Source organism: Streptomyces xylophagus, from assembly GCF_000716435.1.
In the GTDB taxonomy this organism is placed as follows: Bacteria; Actinomycetota; Actinomycetes; order Streptomycetales; family Streptomycetaceae; genus Streptomyces; species Streptomyces xylophagus.
Map to the genome: position 1 here is coordinate 57,803 of NZ_JNWO01000013.1, position 21,853 is coordinate 79,655.

General features: G+C 70.0%; 22 protein-coding genes and 1 pseudogene. 15 read left to right on the forward strand and 8 right to left on the reverse strand.

Going from position 1 to position 21,853, the window contains the following annotated elements:
* Positions 1-31: 31 nt before the first annotated feature.
* From alr to tsaE, 3 genes are read left to right on the forward strand one after another with little or no spacing between them, the layout of a single operon-like run.
* Complete coding sequence (alr, locus tag OO70_RS27620; RefSeq protein ID WP_043676888.1) at positions 32-1,300, forward strand: alanine racemase; 1,269 nt, start codon at positions 32-34, stop codon at positions 1,298-1,300.
* Positions 1,297-2,535 carry an alpha/beta fold hydrolase gene (locus tag OO70_RS27625; protein WP_043676890.1) on the forward strand — a complete coding sequence of 413 codons (1,239 nt, stop codon included), beginning with the start codon at positions 1,297-1,299 and terminating at the stop codon, positions 2,533-2,535. The genes alr and OO70_RS27625 overlap by 4 nt, the downstream gene beginning before the upstream one ends.
* Positions 2,501-3,022, forward strand: coding sequence for a tRNA (adenosine(37)-N6)-threonylcarbamoyltransferase complex ATPase subunit type 1 TsaE (tsaE, locus tag OO70_RS27630; protein WP_043676892.1), 522 nt, complete (start codon positions 2,501-2,503; stop codon positions 3,020-3,022). The genes OO70_RS27625 and tsaE overlap by 35 nt, the downstream gene beginning before the upstream one ends.
* Before the next feature lie 382 nt (positions 3,023-3,404).
* Here the strand turns inward: tsaE and OO70_RS27635 are convergent, their stop codons facing one another.
* Positions 3,405-3,962 carry a L,D-transpeptidase gene (locus OO70_RS27635; protein ID WP_043676894.1) on the reverse strand — a complete coding sequence of 186 codons (558 nt, stop codon included), beginning with the start codon at positions 3,960-3,962 and terminating at the stop codon, positions 3,405-3,407.
* 121 nt (positions 3,963-4,083) lie between these two features.
* Between OO70_RS27635 and tsaB the strand changes: the two genes are divergently transcribed.
* From tsaB to OO70_RS56175, 6 genes and pseudogenes are all read left to right on the forward strand, one after another.
* Positions 4,084-4,737, forward strand: a complete 654-nt coding sequence (gene tsaB / locus OO70_RS27640) for a tRNA (adenosine(37)-N6)-threonylcarbamoyltransferase complex dimerization subunit type 1 TsaB (protein WP_043676897.1) — start codon at positions 4,084-4,086, stop codon at positions 4,735-4,737.
* Entirely contained in the window at positions 4,734-5,261 is a 528-nt protein-coding gene (rimI, locus tag OO70_RS27645) for a ribosomal protein S18-alanine N-acetyltransferase (RefSeq protein WP_043676899.1), read from the forward strand. Before tsaB ends, rimI begins: the two co-directional genes overlap by 4 nt.
* Positions 5,254-6,351, forward strand: coding sequence for a tRNA (adenosine(37)-N6)-threonylcarbamoyltransferase complex transferase subunit TsaD (gene tsaD / locus OO70_RS27650; RefSeq protein WP_043676901.1), 1,098 nt, complete (start codon positions 5,254-5,256; stop codon positions 6,349-6,351). The genes rimI and tsaD overlap by 8 nt, the downstream gene beginning before the upstream one ends.
* Positions 6,352-6,365: 14 nt before the next feature.
* Positions 6,366-6,605: a hypothetical protein gene (locus OO70_RS27655; protein ID WP_043677230.1), complete on the forward strand. Its 240-nt coding sequence runs from the start codon at positions 6,366-6,368 to the stop codon at positions 6,603-6,605.
* Between the two features lie 105 nt (positions 6,606-6,710).
* A complete protein-coding gene (locus tag OO70_RS55460) occupies positions 6,711-6,872 on the forward strand; it encodes a hypothetical protein (protein WP_407702831.1) in 162 nt (53 codons plus the stop codon).
* Positions 6,869-7,207 (forward strand): annotated as a pseudogene (locus OO70_RS56175) (type II toxin-antitoxin system VapC family toxin); the annotation flags it as partial. The gene OO70_RS55460 and the pseudogene OO70_RS56175, both read left to right, overlap by 4 nt.
* A 48-nt stretch (positions 7,208-7,255) precedes the next feature.
* On the opposite strand, the gene OO70_RS54735 reads toward OO70_RS56175, so the two are convergent.
* The 5 genes from OO70_RS54735 to OO70_RS27680 form a co-directional block, all read right to left on the reverse strand.
* Positions 7,256-7,807, reverse strand: coding sequence for a hypothetical protein (locus OO70_RS54735; protein WP_043676905.1), 552 nt, complete (start codon positions 7,805-7,807; stop codon positions 7,256-7,258).
* Positions 7,804-10,113, reverse strand: a complete 2,310-nt coding sequence (locus OO70_RS27665; RefSeq protein ID WP_043676909.1) for a beta-xylosidase/alpha-l-arabinosidase — start codon at positions 10,111-10,113, stop codon at positions 7,804-7,806. The genes OO70_RS54735 and OO70_RS27665 overlap by 4 nt, the downstream gene beginning before the upstream one ends.
* Positions 10,114-10,161: 48 nt before the next feature.
* Positions 10,162-11,061 (reverse strand): carbohydrate ABC transporter permease, encoded by a 900-nt coding sequence (locus OO70_RS27670; RefSeq protein ID WP_043676912.1) that lies wholly within the window; start codon positions 11,059-11,061, stop codon positions 10,162-10,164.
* Between the two features lie 4 nt (positions 11,062-11,065).
* The gene (locus OO70_RS27675; protein ID WP_043677233.1) at positions 11,066-11,839 is read right to left on the reverse strand and encodes a carbohydrate ABC transporter permease; all 774 of its coding nucleotides are present in this window, start codon (positions 11,837-11,839) and stop codon (positions 11,066-11,068) included.
* A 149-nt stretch (positions 11,840-11,988) separates the two neighbouring features.
* Positions 11,989-13,317 (reverse strand): ABC transporter substrate-binding protein, encoded by a 1,329-nt coding sequence (locus OO70_RS27680; RefSeq protein ID WP_043676914.1) that lies wholly within the window; start codon positions 13,315-13,317, stop codon positions 11,989-11,991.
* Between the two features lie 108 nt (positions 13,318-13,425).
* Between OO70_RS27680 and OO70_RS27685 the strand changes: the two genes are divergently transcribed.
* The 4 genes from OO70_RS27685 (at position 13,426) to OO70_RS27700 (ending at position 17,586) form a co-directional block, all read left to right on the forward strand.
* A complete protein-coding gene (locus OO70_RS27685) occupies positions 13,426-14,487 on the forward strand; it encodes a LacI family DNA-binding transcriptional regulator (protein WP_043676917.1) in 1,062 nt (353 codons plus the stop codon).
* A 101-nt stretch (positions 14,488-14,588) separates the two neighbouring features.
* Complete coding sequence (locus OO70_RS27690) at positions 14,589-15,923, forward strand: endo-1,4-beta-xylanase (RefSeq protein ID WP_199827419.1); 1,335 nt, start codon at positions 14,589-14,591, stop codon at positions 15,921-15,923.
* Between the two features lie 122 nt (positions 15,924-16,045).
* Positions 16,046-17,098, forward strand: coding sequence for an LCP family protein (locus OO70_RS27695; protein WP_078651577.1), 1,053 nt, complete (start codon positions 16,046-16,048; stop codon positions 17,096-17,098).
* Between the two features lie 131 nt (positions 17,099-17,229).
* Positions 17,230-17,586, forward strand: a complete 357-nt coding sequence (locus OO70_RS27700; RefSeq protein ID WP_043676922.1) for a YciI family protein — start codon at positions 17,230-17,232, stop codon at positions 17,584-17,586.
* Positions 17,587-17,677: 91 nt separating this feature from the next.
* On the opposite strand, the gene OO70_RS27705 is transcribed toward OO70_RS27700, so the two are convergent.
* The gene (locus OO70_RS27705) at positions 17,678-18,898 is read right to left on the reverse strand and encodes an RNA-guided endonuclease InsQ/TnpB family protein (protein WP_043676924.1); all 1,221 of its coding nucleotides are present in this window, start codon (positions 18,896-18,898) and stop codon (positions 17,678-17,680) included.
* 28 nt (positions 18,899-18,926) lie between these two features.
* On the opposite strand from OO70_RS27705, the gene OO70_RS27710 reads away from it, so the two are divergent.
* Together OO70_RS27710 and OO70_RS27715 are read left to right on the forward strand one after the other, a co-directional pair.
* Positions 18,927-19,133, forward strand: a complete 207-nt coding sequence (locus OO70_RS27710; RefSeq protein ID WP_051741672.1) for an Arc family DNA-binding protein — start codon at positions 18,927-18,929, stop codon at positions 19,131-19,133.
* A gap of 26 nt (positions 19,134-19,159) precedes the next feature.
* Positions 19,160-20,425 (forward strand): RNA polymerase sigma factor, encoded by a 1,266-nt coding sequence (locus OO70_RS27715; protein WP_043676926.1) that lies wholly within the window; start codon positions 19,160-19,162, stop codon positions 20,423-20,425.
* A 157-nt stretch (positions 20,426-20,582) separates the two neighbouring features.
* Here the strand turns inward: OO70_RS27715 and OO70_RS27720 are convergent, their stop codons facing one another.
* The gene (locus OO70_RS27720) at positions 20,583-21,764 is read right to left on the reverse strand and encodes a THUMP-like domain-containing protein (protein WP_043676928.1); all 1,182 of its coding nucleotides are present in this window, start codon (positions 21,762-21,764) and stop codon (positions 20,583-20,585) included.
* Positions 21,765-21,853: the final 89 nt, after the last annotated feature.

Here is a 21,853-nt window from a genome sequence, read left to right on the forward strand (position 1 = left end):
TGTCGGTCCCCTCTGAGAGACTGGGGGCGTCATGAATGAGACAGCGACACAGCCCACCGCACCGCTGCGCGCCCGCGCCGAGATCGATCTGGGCGCCCTGCGGGCCAATGTGCGGGCCCTGCGCGCCCTCGCACCGGGCGCCGCCCTCATGGCCGTCGTGAAGTCCGACGCGTACGGCCACGGGGCGGTGCCGTGTGCCCGGGCGGCCGTCGAGGCGGGGGCCACCTGGCTCGGTACCGCCACGCCCGAGGAGGCCCTCGAACTGCGGGCCCGCGCCGGGCTGCCGGACGGGGTGCGGATCATGTGCTGGCTGTGGACCCCGGGTGGGCCCTGGCGGGAAGCGATCCGAGCTGATCTTGATGTGTCGCTGAGTGGGATGTGGGCCCTGCGGGAGGTCGTGGCCGCCGCCCGCGAAGTCGGTGTGCCCGCGCGCGTGCAGCTCAAGGCCGACACCGGGCTCGGGCGCAACGGGTGTCAGCCGGGGGACGACTGGGCCGAACTCGTCGGCGCTGCCCTGCGCGCGGAGGCCGAGGGGCTCGTCCGTGTCACCGGACTCTGGTCGCACTTCGCCTGCGCCGACGAGCCCGGGCATCCCTCCGTCGACGCCCAACTCGCCCTCTTCCGCGAGATGGTCGCGTACGCGGAGGAGCGCGGTGTGCGGGCCGAGGTGCGGCACATCGCCAACTCGCCTGCCACGCTCACCCGGCCCGACTCCCACTTCGACCTCGTCCGTACCGGCATCGCCGTCTACGGCATCTCGCCCAGCCCGGAGGTGGGGTCCCCGGCCGACTTCGGACTGCGGCCGGTGATGACGCTGAAGGCGTCCGTCGCCCTGGTGAAACAGGTGCCGGGCGGGCACGGCGTCAGTTACGGGCATCACTACGTCACTCCGGGCACCACCACCCTCGGCCTCGTCCCCGTCGGTTACGCGGACGGCATCCCGCGGCACGCATCCGGCACCGGTCCTGTGCTGGTCGGCGGCAAGTGGCGGACGGTCGCGGGGCGGATCGCCATGGACCAGTTCGTCGTAGACCTGGGAGGGGACGAGCCGGAGGCCGGTGCGGAGGCGATTCTCTTCGGGGCCGGCGACCGCGGTGAGCCCACCGCCGAGGACTGGGCACAGGCCGCGGGCACCATCGCGTACGAGATCGTGACCCGCATCGGAACACGCGTTCCCCGCGTCTACGTCAATGAGGTCGTCGTTCCCGAGATCGTTCCCGAAGTCGTCCCTGAGGTCGTCCCCGGGTATGAGGAAGGCGACGTAGCGCAGGGTCCTGACGTGAAGAGGAGCGGCACGTGAGTGAGAGCAGTGCGGAGGCGGTCGCCGCGGTCGCCTCCGCCGCCACGGGGGTGGCCGGCAACTGGCGCAAGGCGACCGGCATCGCGGGCGCCGCGATAGGTGTGATCGCAGCCGGTGCCGCGGCCGGTGTCGCCATAGAGCGGATGACCGTCGGGCGCGGGATGCGCGAGAGGGCACGGCTGGCGCTCGACTCCACCGGGCCGTACGGCTCGTTGCGCGGCACGCCCGGTACGGCGCGGGCCGACGACGGCACCGAGCTGTACTACGAGGTCGACGACATCGAGCCGGAGGTCGCCGTCACGCCCAAGCGGCGGCGGCTCTTCGGGCGCAAGGCGCCCGCTCCCGTCACCGTCGTCTTCAGCCACGGGTACTGCCTCAACCAGGACTCCTGGCACTTCCAGCGGGCGGCCCTGCGCGGGGTCGTGCGGACCGTGCACTGGGACCAGCGCAGCCATGGGCGTTCCGCGCGCGGGGTGGCGCAGCTGGAAGACGGCATGCCGCTCACCATCGACCAGTTGGGCCGCGACCTGAAGGCCGTGATCGACGCGGCCGTGCCCGAGGGGCCGATCGTGCTCGTCGGGCACTCCATGGGCGGCATGACGGTGATGGCGCTCGCCGACCAGTACCCCGAGCTGATCCGCGACCGGGTCGTCGCCACCGCCTTCGTCGGTACGTCCTCCGGGCGGCTCGGCGAGGTCAACTTCGGGCTGCCCGTCGCCGGGGTCAACGCGGTGCGGCGGGTGCTGCCCGGGGTGCTGAAGGCGCTCGGACAGCAGGCGGCGCTGGTGGAGCGGGGGCGGCGGGCCACCGCCGATCTGTTCGCCGGGATCATCAAGCGGTACTCGTTCGCGTCGCGGGACGTCGACCCGGCGGTCGCGCGGTTCGCCGAGCGGATGATCGAGGGCACGCCCATCGACGTGGTCGCCGAGTTCTATCCGGCGTTCACCGACCACGACAAGACCGCGGCCCTCACCCACTTCAAGGACATGCCGGTGCTCGTGCTGGCCGGGATCGGCGATCTCGTCACGCCCAGTGAGCACAGCGAGGCCATCGCCGACCTGCTGCCGGACGCCGAGCTGGTGCTCGTGCCGGACGCCGGGCACCTGGTCATGCTGGAGCACCCGGAGGTGGTCACCGACCGCCTCGCCGACCTGCTCACCCGCGCGGGTGCGGTGCCGGCAGGGGCTACCGTAAGTGGCTATGGAAGCACCAGCAGCACCGCACGACGCGGCTGAGCCCCTGTCCGTCTCCCTCACCGTCAACTCCCCCGAGCAGATGCGGGAGTTGGGGCGCCGCCTCGCCAAACTGCTGCGCGCGGGCGACCTCGTGATGCTCACGGGTGAGCTCGGCGCCGGCAAGACGACACTGACCCGGGGACTGGGGGAGGGGCTCGGGGTCCGGGGGGCGGTGACCTCGCCGACGTTCGTGATCGCCCGGGTGCATCCCTCCCTGGGGGGCGGGCCGCCGCTCGTCCATGTCGACGCGTATCGCCTCGGCGGCGGGCTCGACGAGATGGAGGACCTCGATCTCGACGTCTCGCTGCCCGAGTCCGTGATCGTCGTGGAGTGGGGTGAGGGCAAGGTCGAGGAGTTGACGGACGACCGGCTGTCGCTCGTGATCCACCGGGCCGTCGGGGACACCACGGATGAGGTACGGCATGTCACCGTCACCGGGCTCGGTGCGCGGTGGGCCGCGGTCGATCTGGGCGTGCTCGGCGCCTGACCGGTCGTGCGGGGCGTGTGGGTTCCGACAAGGTGTCGGCAAGATGTTGCGTTCGGGGTCTCGCGCGTGGTCACATGGTATCCAGTATGTAGTTAGGTCTACCTAACTACGTCTGCCCCAGGGCTAGGAGGCGTCCATGTCGGCTTCGTCGGCTTCAGAGGATCAGGACCGTCCGCAGCCGCGTGTGTTCGCCGGGGTGTCGATGCGGGAGTTGTTGGCGGCGGGGGTTGCGGCTCAGGTGATTTCTACGCCGCCGCGGGCGCCGGAGGCTCCGCCGGTTGAGCCGCGTAAAGCCGCGTAGTCGTTCGGCTGCGGGCGCGTCGTGGCTGGGCGCGCAGTTCCCCGCGCCCCTGGGGAGTTGCGCTGCCCCCAATTGAATTGCTCAGCGGATTACGACGATGTTCTGGCCGATCGTCGCGAACTGCCACATCGCCGCCCCGTCCTCGATCGACTCGCGGATGCCGCCCGACTTCACTGTGGGGTCCGGTTCCTCCGTCGCGCCGCTCACCGCCGCGCTGAAGCCGATCGCGATGCCGTTCGTGTTGGTGAAGCGGACGACGTGCTGGATGGGGGTGCCGTCGGTGCCGGTGATCGCGTTCGAGCGGGACGTGACGAAGTAGGACCCCGTGGCCGGATCGACCGTGCCGGGGGTGACCTTGAACGTGCGGTTGACCTTGTTGTTCTCGGCCACCAGCCACACCCGGTCGTCGTCCACCGAGTACACGACCCGCTCGCCCTTGCCGGAGGCGGGGGGCAGCGCGTTGGGGTTCTTCTTGTCGCGGGGTGCCTTCGAGGTGGCGATCGCGGGTGAGGCGCTCGCACGGGCCGCGTCCCCCAGGCTCGCGGGGACGCTCGCCGACGCCTGATAGGCGAGGAAACCGACCGTGGCGACCGCCGCCACGGTGAGCCCGGCCACGATTCCCGAGCTGCTGCCGGCCATCGGCGCCCACCTCCGTGTCTCGTATGTCCTGTAAGTGTGGTGACCCTAGGTGACGGTAGCAGTCTGTGGCGGGCCCACCGGGGCGGCCGTGCCCGGGGCGCCGGAGCCGTAGGCTGTTTGCGTGCTCTTGCTCGCTCTGGATACCGCCACCCCCGCCGTCACCGTCGCCCTGCACGACGGCGAGGCCGTCATCGCCTCGTCGAGTCAGGTGGACGCGCGCCGCCACGGTGAGCTGCTGCTCCCGGCCGTCGACCGTGTGCTCGTCGAGGCCGGGCTCCGGCTCGACGCCGTCACGGGAATCGTCGTCGGCATCGGCCCCGGCCCCTACACCGGGCTGCGCGTCGGGCTGATGACCGCCGACACCTTCGGGCTCGCGCTCGGCGTGCCCGTGCACGGTGTGTGCACGCTGGACGGCCTCGCCTACGCCGCCGACCTCGACGGCCCGTTCGTCGTGGCCACCGACGCGCGGCGCAAGGAGGTGTACTGGGCGCGCTACGCCGACTCCCGGACCCGGGTCACCGACCCGGCGGTGGACCGGCCCGCCGACATCGCCGACGAGGTGGCGGGGCTGCCCGCCGTCGGCGCCGGCGCACTGCTCTACCCCGACACGTTCCCCGGCGCGCACGAACCGGAGCACGTGTCCGCCGCCGCGCTCGCCTCGCTGGCCGCCGAGCGACTCGCGGCGGGCGTCGAACTCCCCGAGCCCCGGCCGCTGTACCTGCGCCGCCCCGACGCCCAGGTGCCCAAGAACTACAAGGTGGTCACCCCCAAGTGACCGAATCCGTGAGCCCTCGACTGCGCGAGATGCGCTGGTGGGACATCGATCCCGTGCTGGAGCTGGAGAAGGACCTCTTCCCCGAGGACGCCTGGTCCCGGGGCATGTTCTGGTCCGAACTGGCGCATGCGCGGGGGGCGGCGGCGACCCGCCGGTACCTGGTGGCGGAGGTGACCGGTGCGGAGACCGAGAGCGGCGTCCGGGTCATCGGATACGCGGGCCTCGCCACCACCGGCGAGCAGGCCGACATCCAGACCATCGCCGTCGCCCGCGACCACTGGGGCACCGGCCTCGGCTCCACCCTCCTCACCGAACTCCTCAGCGCGGCAAGCGAGTTCGAGTGCGCCGAGGTCATGCTCGAATGCCGTGTCGACAACGTTCGCGCGCAGAAGCTGTACGAGCGTTTCGGCTTCGCCCCCATCGGGTTCCGGCGCGGCTACTACCAGCCGGGCAACGTCGACGCCCTGGTGATGCGGCTGACCGACCCATCAACTTCCGTACAAGGAACCGAGATCAATGGCTGACGAACCTCTCGTCCTCGGCATCGAGACCTCCTGCGACGAGACCGGCGTCGGCATCGTCCGCGGCACCACCCTGCTGGCGGACGCGGTCGCGTCCAGCGTCGACGAACACGCCCGCTTCGGCGGGGTCGTACCGGAGGTGGCGTCCCGCGCCCATCTGGAGGCGATGGTCCCGACGATCCAGCGCGCCCTGAAGGACGCGGGCGTGAGCGCCCGTGACCTGGACGGCATCGCGGTCACGGCCGGCCCCGGGCTCGCGGGCGCCCTGCTCGTCGGCGTCAGCGCAGCCAAGGCGTACGCGTACGCGCTCGGCAAGCCGCTCTACGGCGTGAACCACCTCGCCTCCCACATCTGCGTCGACCAGCTGGAACACGGCCCGCTGCCCGAGCCGACGATGGCGCTGCTGGTGTCCGGCGGTCACTCCTCCCTCCTCCTCTCCTCCGACATCACCTCGGACGTACGGCCGCTGGGCGCGACGATCGACGACGCGGCGGGCGAGGCCTTCGACAAGATCGCGCGCGTGCTGAACCTCGGCTTCCCGGGCGGGCCGGTCATCGACCGGTACGCGAAGGAGGGCGACCCGAAGGCGATCACGTTCCCGCGCGGGCTGACCGGGCCGCGCGACCCGGCGTACGACTTCTCCTTCTCCGGGCTGAAGACGTCCGTGGCCCGCTGGATCGAGGCGAAGCGGGCGGCGGGGGAGGAGGTGCCGGTGCGCGATGTGTCGGCGTCCTTCCAGGAGGCGGTCGTCGACGTACTGACCCGCAAGGCCGTACGGGCCTGCAAGGACGAGGGCGTCGACCACCTGATGATCGGCGGCGGCGTCGCCGCGAACTCGCGGCTGCGGGCGCTGGCGGCGGAGCGCTGCGAGGCCGCCGGCATCCGGCTGCGCGTCCCGCGCCCGAAGCTGTGCACGGACAACGGCGCGATGGTCGCCGCGCTCGGCGCGGAGATGGTGGCGCGGAACCGGGTCCCTTCGGACTGGGACCTGTCGGCGGACTCGTCCTTGCCGGTGACGGACCCGCATGTGCCCGGCCACTCGCATGACCACGATCACGTGCACGAGGTCAGCAAGGAGAACCTGTACTCGTGACGACGGTCGCGTTGATGTGGGAGGCACGGGCGGTCCCCGGGCGGGGGGCTGACCTGCTCGCCTGGGCGCGGCAGCAGAAGCTCCCGGCCGAGCCGCTGCGCCGGGAGTTCCTGCGGGCTCCTCAGGACCGCGTCCTCGTCATCACGTGGTGGGACGCGGAGTACGACGCCGAGCTGCCGGAACTCCCCGAGCCGGAGGGGGAGTTGGTCATGCGGGCGGTGCATCGGTGGCGGTTCGAGTCGGTGGGCGAATGACAACGGTTTTTTCCAGGTAGGGCCACGGGTACTTCTCCTGTGCCCGGCGAAGGCCCCGCCCGCCCGGTGTCCCTGTCGCTCCGTGCAGACAAGCGAGGCATGTTCATGAATGCCGAAGCTCTTGTCCAGCGTCAGTTGGAGCGGGACCGACTCCGCGAACTCATCAAGGACGCGGAGGGTGAGCACGGTCCGGTCGACCAGGCCGCTGTCGAGGCCAAGCGAGCCCTCCTGCGCGGTGGCACGGCCGGCCCGACGGACGCCACGTGAGGGGCACGCCCTTCCCTGACGGCGAGGGTCCACCCAGGCTCGTACGCCGCACGTCAGTGCTCACGGCGTGGTTCGTCGAGGCCCGCGACCCCAGGACCCAGCAGGCCCGCTTCGGCCACGCCGTCTCGCGTGTCAACGTCGTCCAGCCCAGCGAAGCAATCGCCCGCCAAGCGAGCAAGCTCCTCGCTTCGGCCGGTCTGCACGGGCACAAGTACGCTCTCGATGCGATCGTCGCCGCGACGGCGCTCGCCTCGCCCGCACCCGTCACGGTGCTGACCTCGGACCCTGAGGACCTTCGGGATCTCTGCGGTGCCGGAGTTCACGTGGTCAAGGTCTGCACTGCGCCGACCTGCCCGAACTCCCTAGGCCGGAGGGGGAGTTGGTCATGCGGGCGGTGCATCGGTGGCGGTTCGAGTCGGTGGCGGCGGACTGATGGGGGAGTACGACAGCCTCATCGGCTCCTCCCTGTTCTGACCCAGCCACAGCAGCCGCCCGTTCCCGCGCTCCCAGCGGGCGCCGACCGCGGCCTTGGCCAGCCAGTCCAGCGCCATCGCCAGGGGAACCAGGAGCACCCAGGTGAACCCGAGCACGCCCACGACCAGGTTCGGCAGCAGGAACAGGAGGAGTCTGCCGAGGCCGAAGGGGCGTTGGGCCGGTGCGGCGCTCGGCAGCGGGAGCGCGGCCTCGAAGTTCGCCACCTCGCCGACCCACTTGAGCCGTGTTCCCCGCACCAACGTCACGAGCGTGAGGAACACGACCGCGAAGATGGCCGCCCTCCCCACCGAGCCGGCCCGCAGCACCGAGCTGTCGTGCACGCCGACCGCCACCGCCGCTCCCATCCCGGTGCCGGCCAACAGCGCCAGGGCGGCCGTCAGTTCACTGTGTACGTACCTGACCATCGCATCCCCCGTGTCCTTGGCGCGGGGGTCGCTCACCCCACCCCCGACACCTCCGTCTCGCACCGCAGCCGACGATCGGCGCCGAGCACCCTCACTGGTCCGGTGAGGCTCAGCCGTGCGGTACGCCTTATGTCCGCGCTGGACGCCGCCAAACGTAGTTCCAGCGCGCCCGGTTCGACCACCCGGCGCCCCGAACGGTCCGTGAACGCCGACAGGTCCGCGTGGAAGTGGAAGGTCACGCGGGACGCCTCGCCCGGGCCCAACTCCAGTCGCCGGTAACCGATCAGGCGGACGTCCGGGCGGGTGACGGAGGCCACCGGGTCGTGCAGGTACAGCTGGACGATCTCCGCGCCCGCCCGGCCACCGGTGTTGGTGACGGTGACGGTCAGGTCGTAGAAGCCGTCCGTGTCGATCTCCGGTTCCGCCGACGGCTCCGCCGCCTCCCACGCGAACGTCGTGTACGAGCGGCCGTGGCCGAAGGCGTACAGCGGGGTCGGGTCGAGGCTGCTGACCTCGTCGGCGAGGCCCAACGGGGGCTGCAGATACGTCCAGGGCTGGCCGCCCGGCAAATGCGGGACGCTCACCGGGAGGCGGCCCGACGGGTTGACGCGGCCCGACAGCACTCCCGCCACCGCCGGGCCGCCCTCCTCCCCAGGGAAGAACGCCTGGACCACCGCGCCCAGACGTCCGTGCCAACGGCCGAGCGCGTAGGGGCGGCCGGTGAGCAGGACCAGGACCACCGGGACGCCCGTCGATACGAGAGCGTCCAGCAAGTCCGCCTGGACGCCGGGTAGTTGGAGGTCGGCGACATCGCAGCCCTCGCCCGACGTACCGCGTCCGAACAGTCCCGCACGGTCGCCCAGCACCGCCACGCACACGTCCGCCTCCGCCGCCCGCGCCACCGCCTCCTCGAAACCGGAGGTGTCCGGGTCGGAGACATCGCATCCCTCCGCGAACGTCACCTTGGCGTCCGGGAGTTCGGCCCGCAGCGACTCCAGCACTGTGGGGATGTCGATGCCCATCGGTACCTCGGGGTGGTGGACGCCCACATGGGACGGGAAGGAGTAGCAGCCCAGCATGGCCAACGCGTCCGCCGCCCTCGGGCCCACCACCGCGATCCGCGCCTCCGGAGGCAACGGCAGCAGTCCGTCCGGGTTGTCCAGCAACACCACCGACTCTTCCGCGAGTTGGCGGGCCAGGGCGCGGTTCGCCGCCGAGTCGAGGTCGATCCGCCCGCTCGGCTCCGGCGACCAGTCCTCGTCCAGCAGCCCCAACTCGGCCTTCTGCAACAGCACTCGACGCGCCGCCCGGTCCACCAACGCCTCCGGGATCTCACCCGCCCGCACCGCCTCCACCAACGGCTTCCCGTAGCACTTCAACGTCGGCAGCTCCACGTCGATCCCCGCCGCCAGCGCCGCGTGCGCGGCCTGCGCCGGGCTGCCCGCCACCCGGTGCAGCGTCTCCAGGAAACCGATGCCGAAGTAGTCGGCGACCACCGTGCCGGTGAACTCCCAGTCGTCGCGGAGGAGTTCGGTCAGCAGGCGCGGATCCGCCGACGCCGGGACACCGTCCGTCTCGTTGTACGCCGCCATCACCGAGCGCGCCCCGCCCTCCCGCAGCGCCATCTCGAACGGCGGCAGCACCACGTCCGCGAACTCCCGCGTCCCGGCCCGCACCGGCGCCAGATTCCGCGCCCCCACCGAGGACGCGTACCCGGCGAAGTGCTTCAGCGTCGCGACGATCCCGGCCGACTCCAGCCCCCGCACATACGCGGCACCGACGGTCCCCACCAGGTACGGGTCCTCACCGATCGTCTCCTCCACCCGCCCCCAGCGCGGATCCCGTACGACGTCCAGGACCGGGGCGAGGCCCTGGTGGACGCCGGCCGCGCGCAGGTCGGCGCCGATGTGCCGGGCCATCTCCTCGACCAGCGGCGGATCGAAACTCGCGCCCCAGGCCAGCGGCACCGGGTACGCCGTCGCACCCCAGGCGGTGAACCCCGCCAGGCACTCCTCATGGGCGACCGCCGGAATGCCGAAGCGCCCCGCCGCCGCGATCCTGCGCTGCGCGCGGGCCAGCGCCTGCGCGCCCAACTCCGGGTCCACCGGGGCCGTACCGAAGGAACGGGTGAGCTGGCCCAGCCCCAGGGTGATCAGCTCGTCCCAGTCGTAGTCCGAGGTCATCTCCCGCTGGAGCGGCGCGACTCCCTCGCCGTCCGTGTCGGCGCCCACCCACACGCCGTACAACTGGGCGGTCTTCTCCTCCAGGGTCATCCGGGCGAGCAGGTCGTCGACGCGGGCGGCGGCGGGCAGGGCGCGGTCGCGCCAGGGGGCGGTGGTCATGAAACTCCTGTCAGAGAAAGGGGGTTCGGCTGCCGGGGTCCGCCGGGATCATTTGCCGCCTACGCCCATCAGGCCGCCGATCAGGGCGCGCCGGGCCACCAGGTAGACGGCGAAGATCGGGATGCCGGAGAGGACGACCGAGGCGAGCAGGGCCGGGATGTTCACGCCGAACTGGCTGACGTAGTTGAAGAGTCCGAGGGTGAGGACGCGGGGGCCGTCGGACTGGGTGAAGATCAGCGGGAAGAGGAAGCCGTTCCAGGCCTGGAGCGCCGCGTAGATGACGACGGTGCTGATGCCGCCCTTGGTCAGCGGGATGACCAGTTGGAACAGCATCCGGGTCGCCGAGGCGCCGTCGAGCGCCATTGCCTCGTACAGATCCTCCGAGATGTCCCGCAGCGTGCCGGTCAGGATCAGCACGGAGACGGGCATCGCGAAGGCCGCGGTGGGGAGGACGACCGCCAACAGGCTGTCGTAGAGGTCGAGTTTGGCGATCATCAGGTACAGGGGGACCACGACGGCCTGCGCCGGTATCGCCACTCCCAGCAGGAACAGCCGGAAGGCCGCGCCCGACCAGACCGACCTCGTGCGCACGGCCACGTAGGCGAGCGGCACGCACAGCACGAGCACGATGCCTACGACCGCTGCCGCGACCAGTGCGGTGTTGGCGAGGAAGTGGCCGAACCCGTTGTGCAGGACGGTGTTGTAGTTGGCGAAGGTCGGATCGGTGGGCGGCTTCAGGGCGTTGTTGCCCAGGGCCTTGTCCTGGCGGGTGAGAGAGGCCGAGATCATCGCGTAGATCGGGACGATGACGACGGCGAGCCAGAGGAGCGAGCCGAGGCCGGCGACGGGGTTGGGACGCCTGCTCCAGTGCCGGCGCCTGCGGGTAGGTCGCTCGGCCACGGGTTCCTCCGCCGTCTTCACCGGACGCGGCAACGTGTCGTGTGACACTCCGTCACATCCCTTCGCGGGTACTGCGCATGGCGCCGAAACCGGTGAGCCTGACCAGGACGAGGGAGAGCGCGGTGGCGATGACGACCAGGAAGGTCGCGATCGCGCTCGCGTAGCCGAAGTCGTAACTCTTGAAGCCGGCCTCGTACATCAGGTACGGCAGGATCGCCGTGTCCGTGCCGGGGCCGCCCTGCGTGAGGATCAGGACGGTCTCGAAGTAGGTGAGCGACCCGACGATCATCAGCACGCTGGAGGTCGTGGCCGTGTTGCGGAGTTGGGGCAGTGTGATCGAGAAGAACTGGCGATAGCGCCCGGCGCCGTCAATTGCCGCCGCCTGGTAGAGGACTTCGGGGATCTGCCGGGCCCCGCCCTGATAGATCAGCGTGTGGAAGGGGATGAACTGCCACCCCCCGACAAACACGATCGCGAGAAACGCACCGCTGGTCGAGCCGAGCGTGTCCTGGTGAATGACGCCGAAGTTCGGGTCGAGCAGGGCGTAGAAGAGCAGCGCGATCGCGGTCGAGGACAGCAGGAACGGCACGAAGAAGATCGCGGAGAGGATCGCCCGGTTGCGCTGCCGCCCCGCTGCCCAGACACCGAGGAGGAGAGACACGACGGTTTGGAAAGCCCAGCTGGTCACCGTCAACAGCACGGTGACGCTGAGGGATTGGGTGAGGCGGGAGTCGTGCAGCAACTTCTGCCAGTTGGCGAGCCCGACGGGTTTCGGATCCCCGAGCCCATTCCAGGTGGTGAAGGACAGGTAGACGGCCAGCACCATGGGCGCAACGGCGAAGAACACGAAGAACAAAACCCCGGGCGCGGCCCAAGCCGCGTGAGGCACAGCGCCCCGATAGGGGCGCGGGGAACTGCGCGACCAGCCACGACGCACCTGCACCCGACGAACAACCCCACCCGCGGAGCGCTCGCTCACTTCAACCCCTTGAGCGCCGACACGAACTGCTCCGGCGAACTCTTCCCCACGAACAGCTTGTTGATCTCGGTGAGCATCGGCGTAGACACATCCGGATCCACCGCCTGATCCCAGCTCAACGTGAACGCCGGTGCCTGCTGGACCATTTGGTACTGGAACTTCGCGAACTCGGGGTTGGGCGAGGAGTCCAGCAACTTCTCCGCGTTGGCGGTGGTCGGAATGTCCCCGTTGGCGACAAGGTCCTTCGCATACGCCTCCGACGCACAGTCCCGCAGAAACGCAATCGCCGCGTCCTTGTTCCCCGTACGCGCGTTCACAGACCAGTAGTTGGTGGGATTCCCGACCACGTTACGGATATCGCCCGCCCCACCCTCGTACTTCGGAAAGGCGAACCACCCCAGATTGCTCTTGGCGAAGTCGGGAAACTTCCCGAGCTGAGTGGAGTACTCCCACGACCCCATCAGATGCATCGCCGCCTTCCCCTTGGCGAAGACCGCGGGCGCGCCCCCGTTGACGTACGACACAGAGCTGAACCCCTTGCCGAACGCCCCGTCGTCGATGAGCTCCTTCACCGTCTCGGCGGCCTTGAGGACAGCGGGGTCGCCCCACCCGGACGCATCCCCATTCTTGATCTTGTCGAAGACCCCGGGCCCGCCGATCCGATCGACCAGGTACTCAAGCCACATCAACTCGGGCCAGATATCCGCACCGCCGAGCGCGAACGGGGTGATGCCCGCGGCCTTGAGCTTCTTGTTGATGTCGAGCAACTCGGCCCAGGTGGTGGGCGGTTGGAGCTTGTGCGCGGCGAAGACGGTCTTGTTGTAGAAGAGGATCACGGGCTGCATGCCACGCATCGGTATGCCGTAGTTCTTGCCCTTGAGCGCGCCCGCCGCGAGCACCGACGGCAGGAAGCCGCCGCTGAGGACCGGGTCGGACTTGATGGTGTCGGTGAGGTCGACCAGTTGGTTCGCCTCCTGGTACGCCTTGATCGAGCCGCCGCCCCAGTTGAAGAAGACGTCCGGCGCGTTCGGGGAGCCCATCGCCGTGCGCAGCTTGGCCGGGTAGTCGGTGCCGGGCACCTTCTCCAGCTTGATCTTGCCCTTGGCCTTCTTCGCCGCCGCCGACGCGTTGAACCGGGTGACGGCCTTGACCTGCACCTTCGTCGCGTCGTCGCCGTAGACGAACGCGGTGACCGTGCCGCTGCTGCCGGTGCTGTCACTGGAGCCGCAGGCCGTGAGGCCGGTGGTGAGCAGGGTGGTGGCACCGGCGCCGAGCACCCAGCGCCTGCTGAACGTACGCCCGCCGTTGGACGTGTTGGGCTCCATGGACAGCACCTCTCGTGCGAATGTTTCGAGCCGTTCTACGAATGTTCCGGGAACGTAAGGCGCGCGAAAGGGTTCGTCAAGGGGTCGCGCAGGGATACGATCCACGCCATGACAGCCCCGGAATCCGCCGAAACCCAGACGGCACGTCGGCCGACCCAGACCGCGACCCTCGCCGAGATCGCCCGCGAGGCCGGAGTCTCGGCTCCGACTGTTTCGAAGGTCCTCAACGGCCGTGCCGACGTCGCCCCCGCCACCCGCACCCGCGTCGAGGACCTGCTGCGCGCCTACGGCTACCGGCGCCGCCGCGCCGAGGCGACCCGCTCGCCGCTGATCGACCTGGTCTTCCACGAGTTGGAGAGCGCCTGGGCGCTGGAGGTCATCCGGGGCGTGGAGAACGTGGCGCGCGACGCCGGGCTGAGCGTGGTGCTGAGCGAGAGCGCGGGACGGCTGGTCCCCGGCCGGACCTGGGCCGACCAGGTCGCCGCCCGCCGCCCGCACGGCGTGATCCTGGTCCTCTCCGGGCTCGACGAGTCGCAGCGCGCGCTGCTGACCAGCCGTTCCATCCCGTTCGTGGTGATGGACCCGGCCGGCGACCCGGGCGCCGACGTGCCGTCGATCGGTGCCACCAACTGGCAGGGCGGGCTCGCCGCCACCCGGCACCTCGTCGAACTGGGCCACACCCGGATCGGCGCGATCAGCGGACCCTCCCGGATGATGTGCAGCCGCGCCCGCGTGGATGGATACCGGGCCGCCCTTGAGACGGCCGGACTGCCGGTCGACGGCTCGCTGATCACCACCGGCGACTTCCACCACGAGGCCGGCTACCGGCTCGGCCTCGATCTGCTGCGCCGCCCGGACCGGCCCACCGCCGTCTTCGCCGGCAACGACCTCCAGGCCCTCGGTCTGTACGAGGCCGCGCGCGAACTCGGGCTGCGCATCCCGGAGGACCTGAGCGTGGTCGGCTTCGACGACCTCCCGGTCGCCCGCTGGGTGGGCCCGCCGCTGACGACCGTACGACAGCCGCTCCTGGAGATGGCCGAGGCGGCGGCGAAGCTGGTGCTCGACCTCGGGCGCGAGGAGGGGTCCTCGGCGGCGCGGCGGGTGGAGCTGGCGACGAGCCTGGTGGTGCGGAGCAGTACGGCGCCGCCGACACCAGCGTCGGCAGAGTGACGTGCGTGGCCGGAAGATGACCTATTGACGAGTGGGGTGAGTCGCCCCACACTCCTCCGAAGCCAATCGGTTGCACAACCGAAACTTTCGGAGGCACCCGCATGAGATCTCTGAGAACCGGCTTGTCCCTGGCGGCCCTGTTCACCGGCGCCGTCATGCTGTTCGCGGCACCCGCCGCGCACGCCGCCGACACCCCGCTGCGCGACCTCGCCGCCGCGAAGGGCAAAGTCATCGGCACCGCGGTCACCGGCTCCAAGCTCACCGGCACGTACGGCGACATCGCGGGCAGCCAGTTCAGCTCGCTCACCCCCGGCAACGCCATGAAGTGGGAGACGGTCGAGCCGACGCAGGGCAGCTTCAACTGGTCGGAGGCGGACCAGATCGTGGCCTTCGCGCAGGCCCACAACCAGCAGGTGCGCGGCCACACCCTGGTCTGGCACAGCCAGAACCCGAGCTGGCTGACGAACGGCACCTGGACGTCGGCCCAGCTCAGCAGCCTGCTGCAGAACCACATCAGTACCGAAGTCGGCCGCTACAAGGGCGAGATCACCGCCTGGGACGTGGTCAACGAGCCGTTCAACGAGGACGGCAGCTACCGCTCGACGCTCTGGTACAACGGCCTCGGCGCCAACTACATCGCCCAGGCGCTGACTTGGGCCCACGCGGCCGACCCGGCGGCCAAGCTGTACATCAACGACTACAACGTCGAGGGCGTCAACGCGAAGTCCACCGCCCTCTACAACCTGGTCAAGTCCCTGAAGGCGGCGGGCGTTCCGATCGACGGCGTCGGTATCCAGGCCCACCTCGTCCTCGGCCAGGTCCCGGCCACCCTCCAGCAGAACATCCAGCGCTTCGCCGACCTGGGCGTCGACGTGGCGATCACCGAACTCGACGTACGGATGGCACTCCCGGCCGACAGCACGAAACTCGCCCAGCAGAAGGCCGACTTCAAGAGCGTGGTCGCCGCCTGCGCGGCCGTCACCCGCTGCGTGAACGTCACCGTGTGGGGCTTCACCGACGCCGACTCCTGGGTGCCGGGCACCTTCCCGGGCTACGGGGCGGCGACGCCGTACGACGAGAACTACGCGCCGAAACCGGCGTACTACGGCATCGCCGAGGCGCTCGGCGGTACCCAGTCCACGACCGGCTGCGCGGCGACATACAGCGTGACCAGCCAGTGGAACACCGGATTCACCGGGCAGGTGACCATCGCCTGCTCCGGGACCGCGCTGTCGTCCTGGAGAGCGAGCTGGACGTACGGCGCAGGCCAGCAGCTCACCCAGGCCTGGAACGCCACCTGCACCCAGTCGGGTACGGCCGTGACCTGCACGAACGCGACCTACAACGGCACTGTCCCGGACGGCGGTTCGGTGAGTTTCGGGTTCAACGCGTCCTGGACCGGCAGCAACCCGGTACCGGTGGTGACCTTGGGATGAGGGAGACGAGGGGAGGTCAGGGGAGTGAAGCGGGGCTGAGAACCGTGAGATTTTCCGCAGAAAACCGTCTCGGGACCCCTCCCCTAACTTTCTCCTAATAATTCGGACTTACGTTCCTCCCCGTGACGGACACAGAGAACGCCGACGACGACAGACGAGTGGGCCGGCGATCCAGAGTGCTGAAGATCGCCGGCCTCACTCTGGCGGGTGCCCTCGTCCTGGGCGTCGCCACGGCGGGCTGGGCCTACTGGCACCTCAACAACAACATCAAGAGCGTCGACATCGACAGCGCGCTCGGCGCCAACCGCCCCGCGAAGGCGGTGACCACACCGTCCGCCTCCGCCTCGGCGTCCGCCTCCCCCGTGCCGACCGGCTCCGTGAACATCCTGGTCCTCGGCTCGGACTCGCGCAGCGGCAAGGAGAACAAGGCGCTCGGCGGCGGCGACAGCTCCGGCGCCCGCTCGGACACGGCGATGGTCGTGCACCTCGACGCGGGCCGTAAGAAGGCCACGATCGTCAGCATCCCGCGCGACACGCTCGTGACCCGCCCGTCCTGCCCGCTGTCGTCCGGGGGTTCGACGTCGGTGGCGTACAACGCGATGTTCAACAGCGCCTATTCGGTGGGCGGTCCGGTCTGTGCGGTGAAGACCGTCGAGTCGATCACCGACGTCCGCATGGACCACTACATAGAGATCGACTTCGCGGGCTTCGCGAAACTGGTCAACGCGCTGGGCGGTGTCACCGTGACGACCACGGAGGACATCGATGACGACGACAGCCACCTGCACCTCAAGAAGGGCACCCACCACCTCAACGGCAAGCAGGCCCTGGCGCTCGCCCGCACCCGGCACGGCATAGGCGACGGCAGCGACCTCGGCCGCATAGGCCTCCAACAGATGCTGGTGAAGGCCCTGTTGGAACAGATCGCCTCCCACGACCTCCTCACCGACCCCACCAAGCTCTACGAGGTCACCGACGCGATCACCGACAGCCTCACCACCGACACCGGCCTCGACTCCCTGAGCGAACTGATCAGCCTCGGCGAGAGTCTGAAGGGCCTGTCGGCGGACGCGGTGAAGACGGTGACGATGCCGGTCGTCACGGCACCGTCGAACCCCAACCGGGTGGTCGCGAAGGAACCGGCGGCGAGTGACTTGTGGGAATCGTTGCGCTGACCTGCGGAAACGGGTAGCGGGAAAAAATCTTCGGGGAATTCCGGCGAGTGTGTCGATCCGGCCGACCCTCGTTCGACGCATGGTTGAAAGGCCGGGAAGGACCCGGCCGCCGCCCCACCCGAGGAGTCACCATGCCCCGCTACCTCTCCCTCGTGCAGATCGACGAGAAGACCGCCCCCGCCGAGGGCCCCAGCCCCGAACTGATGCAGCGCATGGGCGAGCTGATCGAGGAGATCACCAAGGCCGGAGTGATGCTCGACACCGCCGGCCTCACCCCGACCGCGCAGGGCGCCCGCGTCCACTGGGAGGGCGGCAAGATCTCCGTGACGGACGGCCCGTTCACCGAGTCCAAGGAGGTCGTCGGCGGCTACGCGCTCATGCAGTGCAAGGACATGGCCGAGGCGATCGAGTGGACGAAGCGGTTCCTGAAGGTGCACGAGGAGTTCTGGACGGTGACGTGCGAGGTGCGGGAGATCGCGGAGGGCTGAGGGTTCCTGGGTTTTCCTTCGTCTGAGGTCACGCAAGGTGTTGCATGGTGGGCTTTGAAACCTCCCCCGCCTCAGGCGGGGAATTCCTGGCTCAGGCCGCCTCCTGGAGCAGCGCTCCAGGAGGTCTTGCGCCCTCAGCACCAGCCGGGTTGAGACCAGCCCGGACGAGCATCACGCGGGCGGAGTTCTTGTCCCTGGAGGACACGGCTGCGCACGCGGTGCAGGTGTAGGTACGTTCCGAGAGTGGAAGTGCGTGCTTGGTTCTCGCTCCGCACTGCGCGCAGTCCATGGTGGTGTGCGCGGGGTGTACGAGACGGACGTCCCGTTTGTGCTTGCGGCCCATCTCCAACAAGGCCGCTTTGGTGGTGCCGATCGCCGCGTCGGCGGCTTTGCGGGCCATGCTGGTTCTGGCGAGGAACTTCGGCCGGAAGTCCTCGACCGCTATCACGTCGTGGTCGCGCACGATCTTCTTGGCCCATTTGCGAGCGGTGTCCTGCCGCTGACGGGCCACATTCTTGTGTGCCTTCGCCCGCAGCTTCTTCGCTTCGCGGTAGCCCTTCGAGCTGGGCCGGCCTTTCTTGGGCCTCCTGCGGGCCATCATCCGGTCGTACCGCGACAGCTTCGCCTGAGCCTTTTGGCCGTGCTGGGGGTGGGGCAGGTCGTGCGCATCGGATGTGGTGGTCGCGGTCTCCTTGACGCCCCAGTCGATGCCGATCACCGCACCAGTCTCGGGCAGAGGTTCGGCTTGCGCAGGGACGACGAAGGACGCGTACCAGTGGCCGAGGCTGTCCTGGTAGATCCGTACCGAGGACGGGCTGGCGGGCAGGTCCCGCGACCACACCACGGTCAGCACGATCCCGCTCGCCAGGTACAGGCGCCCGTCCTTCAGCCGGAAGCCACGTTGGGTGTAGTTCAGGCTCGGGAGGGCCTCGCGCTTCTTCTTGCACTTCAGCATCCCGGCCCGCCGCGTCTGCGGCAGGCGGTCCTTGATGTCCTTCTGCGCCTTCGCGCGGGACTTGCCGAAGTCCCGGATGATCTGCTGTTGCGGCACCGAGCTGCCTTCTCGAAGCCACGGCGTCGCCTTCCGGGCTGCGGTCAGCATCCTGTCGAGCTGGGCCGGACCGCAGGTCGCCTTTTCACCGGTGGCCTTGTTTCGTGCGTGCACGGCCTTGGACTTGGCCACGCACTCGTTCCACACCCACCGGCACCGACCCCATTCCGCATACAGCTGCGTGCGGGCGGTCGGCGACACGCGCAGCCGGAAGGTCCACCGGGCGTGCCCGGCGTCTTTGGCCGCGTGTGATGCCGTCATGGCTGCACGTTAGCTATAGAATGGCTACATGGTCAACTTCAACGTCCGATTCCCCGAAGACCTGCATGCCCGTGTGCGCGCTCAGGCGGCTACGGACCGGCGGTCCATCAACTCTGAGATCCTGTACCTGATCGAGGTCGGCCTCACCGCCGTCTCGACAGACGCCGGATCACCCGGCAGCGATCCGGCCAACCCTGCTCCGCGACGCGGGAATCCGGACTCTTCCCCGGCCTGAAGGCCGGGGCGTCCTACGGTTTTCAGGTGAACTCCGAATCGCAGCCCACCGTCGACTCGCACAGCACCATCGAGACCGTCTTCCGCATCGAGTCCCCGCGCATCATCGCCGCCGTCGCCCGCACGGTCCGCGACGTGGGCATCGCCGAGGAACTGGCGCAGGACGCGCTGGTCGCCGCCCTCGAGCAGTGGCCGAGGGACGGCGTGCCCGACAACCCGGGCGCCTGGCTCATGGCCACCGCCAGGCACCGCGCCGTCGACCTGATCCGTCGCCGGGAGAACTACGCCCGCAAGCTCCAGGAGATCGGCCGCACCCTGGAGACGATCGCCCCGCCCGAGGAACCCTCCGCCCCCGACGACATCGACGACGACCTCCTGCGCCTGGTCTTCACGACCTGCCACCCGGTCCTGTCCCCGGAGGCCCGTACCGCCCTCACCCTGCGCCTCCTCGGCGGCCTGACCACCCCCGAGATCGCCCGCGCGTTCCTCGCCCCCGAACCGACGATCGCCCAGCGCATCGTCCGCGCGAAGCGCACACTGGCCACGAAGAACGTGGCCTTCGAGGTCCCCTACGGCCCCGACCGCGAGGCCCGCCTCGGCTCCGTCCTCGACGTCATCTACCTCATCTTCAACGAGGGTTACGCGGCGACGGCGGGCGACGACTGGCTCCGCCCGGGCCTCTGCGAGGACGCGCTGCGCCTGGCCCGACTCCTCTCCGGCCTGATGCCGAAGGAACCTGAAGTGCACGCCCTGGCCGCCCTGTTGGAGTTCCAGGCCTCCCGCTCGGCCACCCGCACCGCCCCGAACGGCGACCCCGTCCTCCTCAAGGACCAGAACCGCCGCCGCTGGAACCGCCTCCTCATCGCCCGAGGCATCACCGCCCTCGGCCGCGCCGACGCGGTGTCCACCGGCGCCCCCGGCCCCTACGCCCTCCAGGCCGCCATCGCCGCCTGCCACGCCCACGCGTACACCTACGCCGAGACCGACTGGCCGACGATCGCGACCCTGTACGGCCTCCTCGCCACCCGATCCCCGTCCCCGGTGGTCGAGTTGAACCGAGCGGTGGCCGTCTCGATGGCGGAGGGTCCGGCCCCGGCACTGGAGATCCTCGACACCCTCGCCGACGAACCCGCCCTACGGGACTACCACTTGCTGCCGAGCGTCCGTGGCGACCTGCTCCTCCGGCTGGGCCGTACGGCGGAGGCAAGGGCGGAGTTCACCCGAGCCGCCGCACTCGCTCGTAACGAACGTGAACGCCAACTCCTGCTGCGCAGGGCGGCCGAGGCGTCGTAGGGCGTCGAGGGTTTCGCGGAGGCGCGCCCCGGCGCCGGAATTCGACGGGTCGTCATATGCGCTGCAGGCGGCGGAGGTTGAGTCGACTCGGCGGGCATCCTCGGCATGTCCCGCGCCCCCGCCGCGTCCTCCCCGACCACACCCTCCGCAGCCGTCGTCAGGCAGGCCGCCCGATCAGCATCGTCGGCGCCCCCGCCACCCGAGTCAGAAACACCGTCGCCGAGTTGGGCCCTTGAGGCTTGACCTTCCGCCGCAGTTCCTCCGGCTCGACGGCCGAACCCCGCTTCTTCACGGTGAGGACGCCCACCTCCCGCTCCCGCAGCAGCGCCTTCAACTTCTTCACGCCGAACGGGAGTTGATCGGTGATCTCATAGGCGGAGGCGTACGGAGTCGGCCGTAGCTCATCCGCTGTCACATACGCGATGGTTTCGTCGACGAGCCCACCGCCGACCTCCTCGGCGACCTCGGCGACGAGATGCGCGCGGATGACGGCGCCGTCGGGCTCGTACAAGTACCGCCCCACGGAACGGACTTCAGGGTCGGGCAGGCCGCGCCCGTGCAGAACTCGGGGGCCGGGCAGCAGAGTTGCCCGTACCGCTCCCGGTCGCGCCCCGGTGCCGAACCACAGCACCGCCTCCTTCACGTCGCCGCCGTCCGAGATCCACTCGGCCTCGGCCGCCGCGGGGATCGCCTCGTGGGGCACCCCGGGTGCGATCTTCAGCGCGGCGAGCCTGGCCGTCGTAGCGGCGCCCACGGCCCAGGACAACGGGGGCGAGTACGCCTCGGGATCGAAGATGCGCCCGCGACCGCCCCGCCGCGCGGGATCGACGAACACGGCGTCGTACGCGGACGTATCCACCTCCGTGACATCCGCCTTCCGTACCTCGATCAGGTCGGCCAGGCCCAGCGCCGAAGCGTTCGCCTGGGCCACCGCGGCCGTCAGCGGGTCCCGGTCGACGGCAAGAACCCGCACCCCCGCCCGCGCCAGCGCGATCGCGTCGCCGCCGATTCCGCAGCAGAGGTCGGCGACGGAGGTCACGCCCATGGCCAGCAGCCGGCCGGCGCGATACGTGGCGACGCTCGCCCGGGTCGACTGTTCGAAGCCGTTCGGGGTGAAGAACATGCGTGAGGCGTCCTCAGGGGCGAACTTCGCCGCTGCCGCCCGTTGCCGCAGCCGCTCCTGCCCGAGCGCCGCCGAGACGAGGTCGGCGGGGTGTTCGCGGCGCAGGCGGGTCGCGACGGCGAGTTCCTTGGCCGGGTCGGTGCCGCGGATCTCGTCGAGGAGGGCGCGGCCCTCGGGGGTGAGCAGGGCGGCGAAGGCGAGTACGGGGTCGTTCACCGGGTCATTGTGGGCCAGTCGGTGGACGGTGTGCCTCCGGTGGCGGTGTCTTCGCGGTGTCGGCGCGGGATCGTGGCCGGGGCCTGAAA

Excerpts from the sequence above, each read along its gene's own strand:
- OO70_RS27705 (WP_043676924.1), bottom strand. The coding sequence starts at position 18,898 with ATGACGGCATCACACGCGGCCAAAGACGCCGGGCACGCCCGGTGGACC.
- OO70_RS27675 (WP_043677233.1), bottom strand. The coding sequence starts at position 11,839 with ATGGTGCTGGCCGTCTACCTGTCCTTCACCACCTGGAATGGGCTCGGG.
- tsaE (WP_043676892.1), top strand. The coding sequence starts at position 2,501 with ATGGAAGCACCAGCAGCACCGCACGACGCGGCTGAGCCCCTGTCCGTC.
- alr (WP_043676888.1), top strand. The coding sequence starts at position 32 with ATGAATGAGACAGCGACACAGCCCACCGCACCGCTGCGCGCCCGCGCC.
- OO70_RS27690 (WP_199827419.1), top strand. The coding sequence starts at position 14,589 with ATGAGATCTCTGAGAACCGGCTTGTCCCTGGCGGCCCTGTTCACCGGC.
- OO70_RS27635 (WP_043676894.1), bottom strand. The coding sequence starts at position 3,962 with ATGGCCGGCAGCAGCTCGGGAATCGTGGCCGGGCTCACCGTGGCGGCG.
- OO70_RS27680 (WP_043676914.1), bottom strand. The coding sequence starts at position 13,317 with ATGGAGCCCAACACGTCCAACGGCGGGCGTACGTTCAGCAGGCGCTGG.
- OO70_RS27655 (WP_043677230.1), top strand. The coding sequence starts at position 6,366 with ATGTGGGAGGCACGGGCGGTCCCCGGGCGGGGGGCTGACCTGCTCGCC.
- OO70_RS27685 (WP_043676917.1), top strand. The coding sequence starts at position 13,426 with ATGACAGCCCCGGAATCCGCCGAAACCCAGACGGCACGTCGGCCGACC.
- OO70_RS27700 (WP_043676922.1), top strand. The coding sequence starts at position 17,230 with ATGCCCCGCTACCTCTCCCTCGTGCAGATCGACGAGAAGACCGCCCCC.
- OO70_RS27665 (WP_043676909.1), bottom strand. The coding sequence starts at position 10,113 with ATGACCACCGCCCCCTGGCGCGACCGCGCCCTGCCCGCCGCCGCCCGC.
- OO70_RS27710 (WP_051741672.1), top strand. The coding sequence starts at position 18,927 with ATGGTCAACTTCAACGTCCGATTCCCCGAAGACCTGCATGCCCGTGTG.
- OO70_RS55460 (WP_407702831.1), top strand. The coding sequence starts at position 6,711 with ATGAATGCCGAAGCTCTTGTCCAGCGTCAGTTGGAGCGGGACCGACTC.
- tsaD (WP_043676901.1), top strand. The coding sequence starts at position 5,254 with ATGGCTGACGAACCTCTCGTCCTCGGCATCGAGACCTCCTGCGACGAG.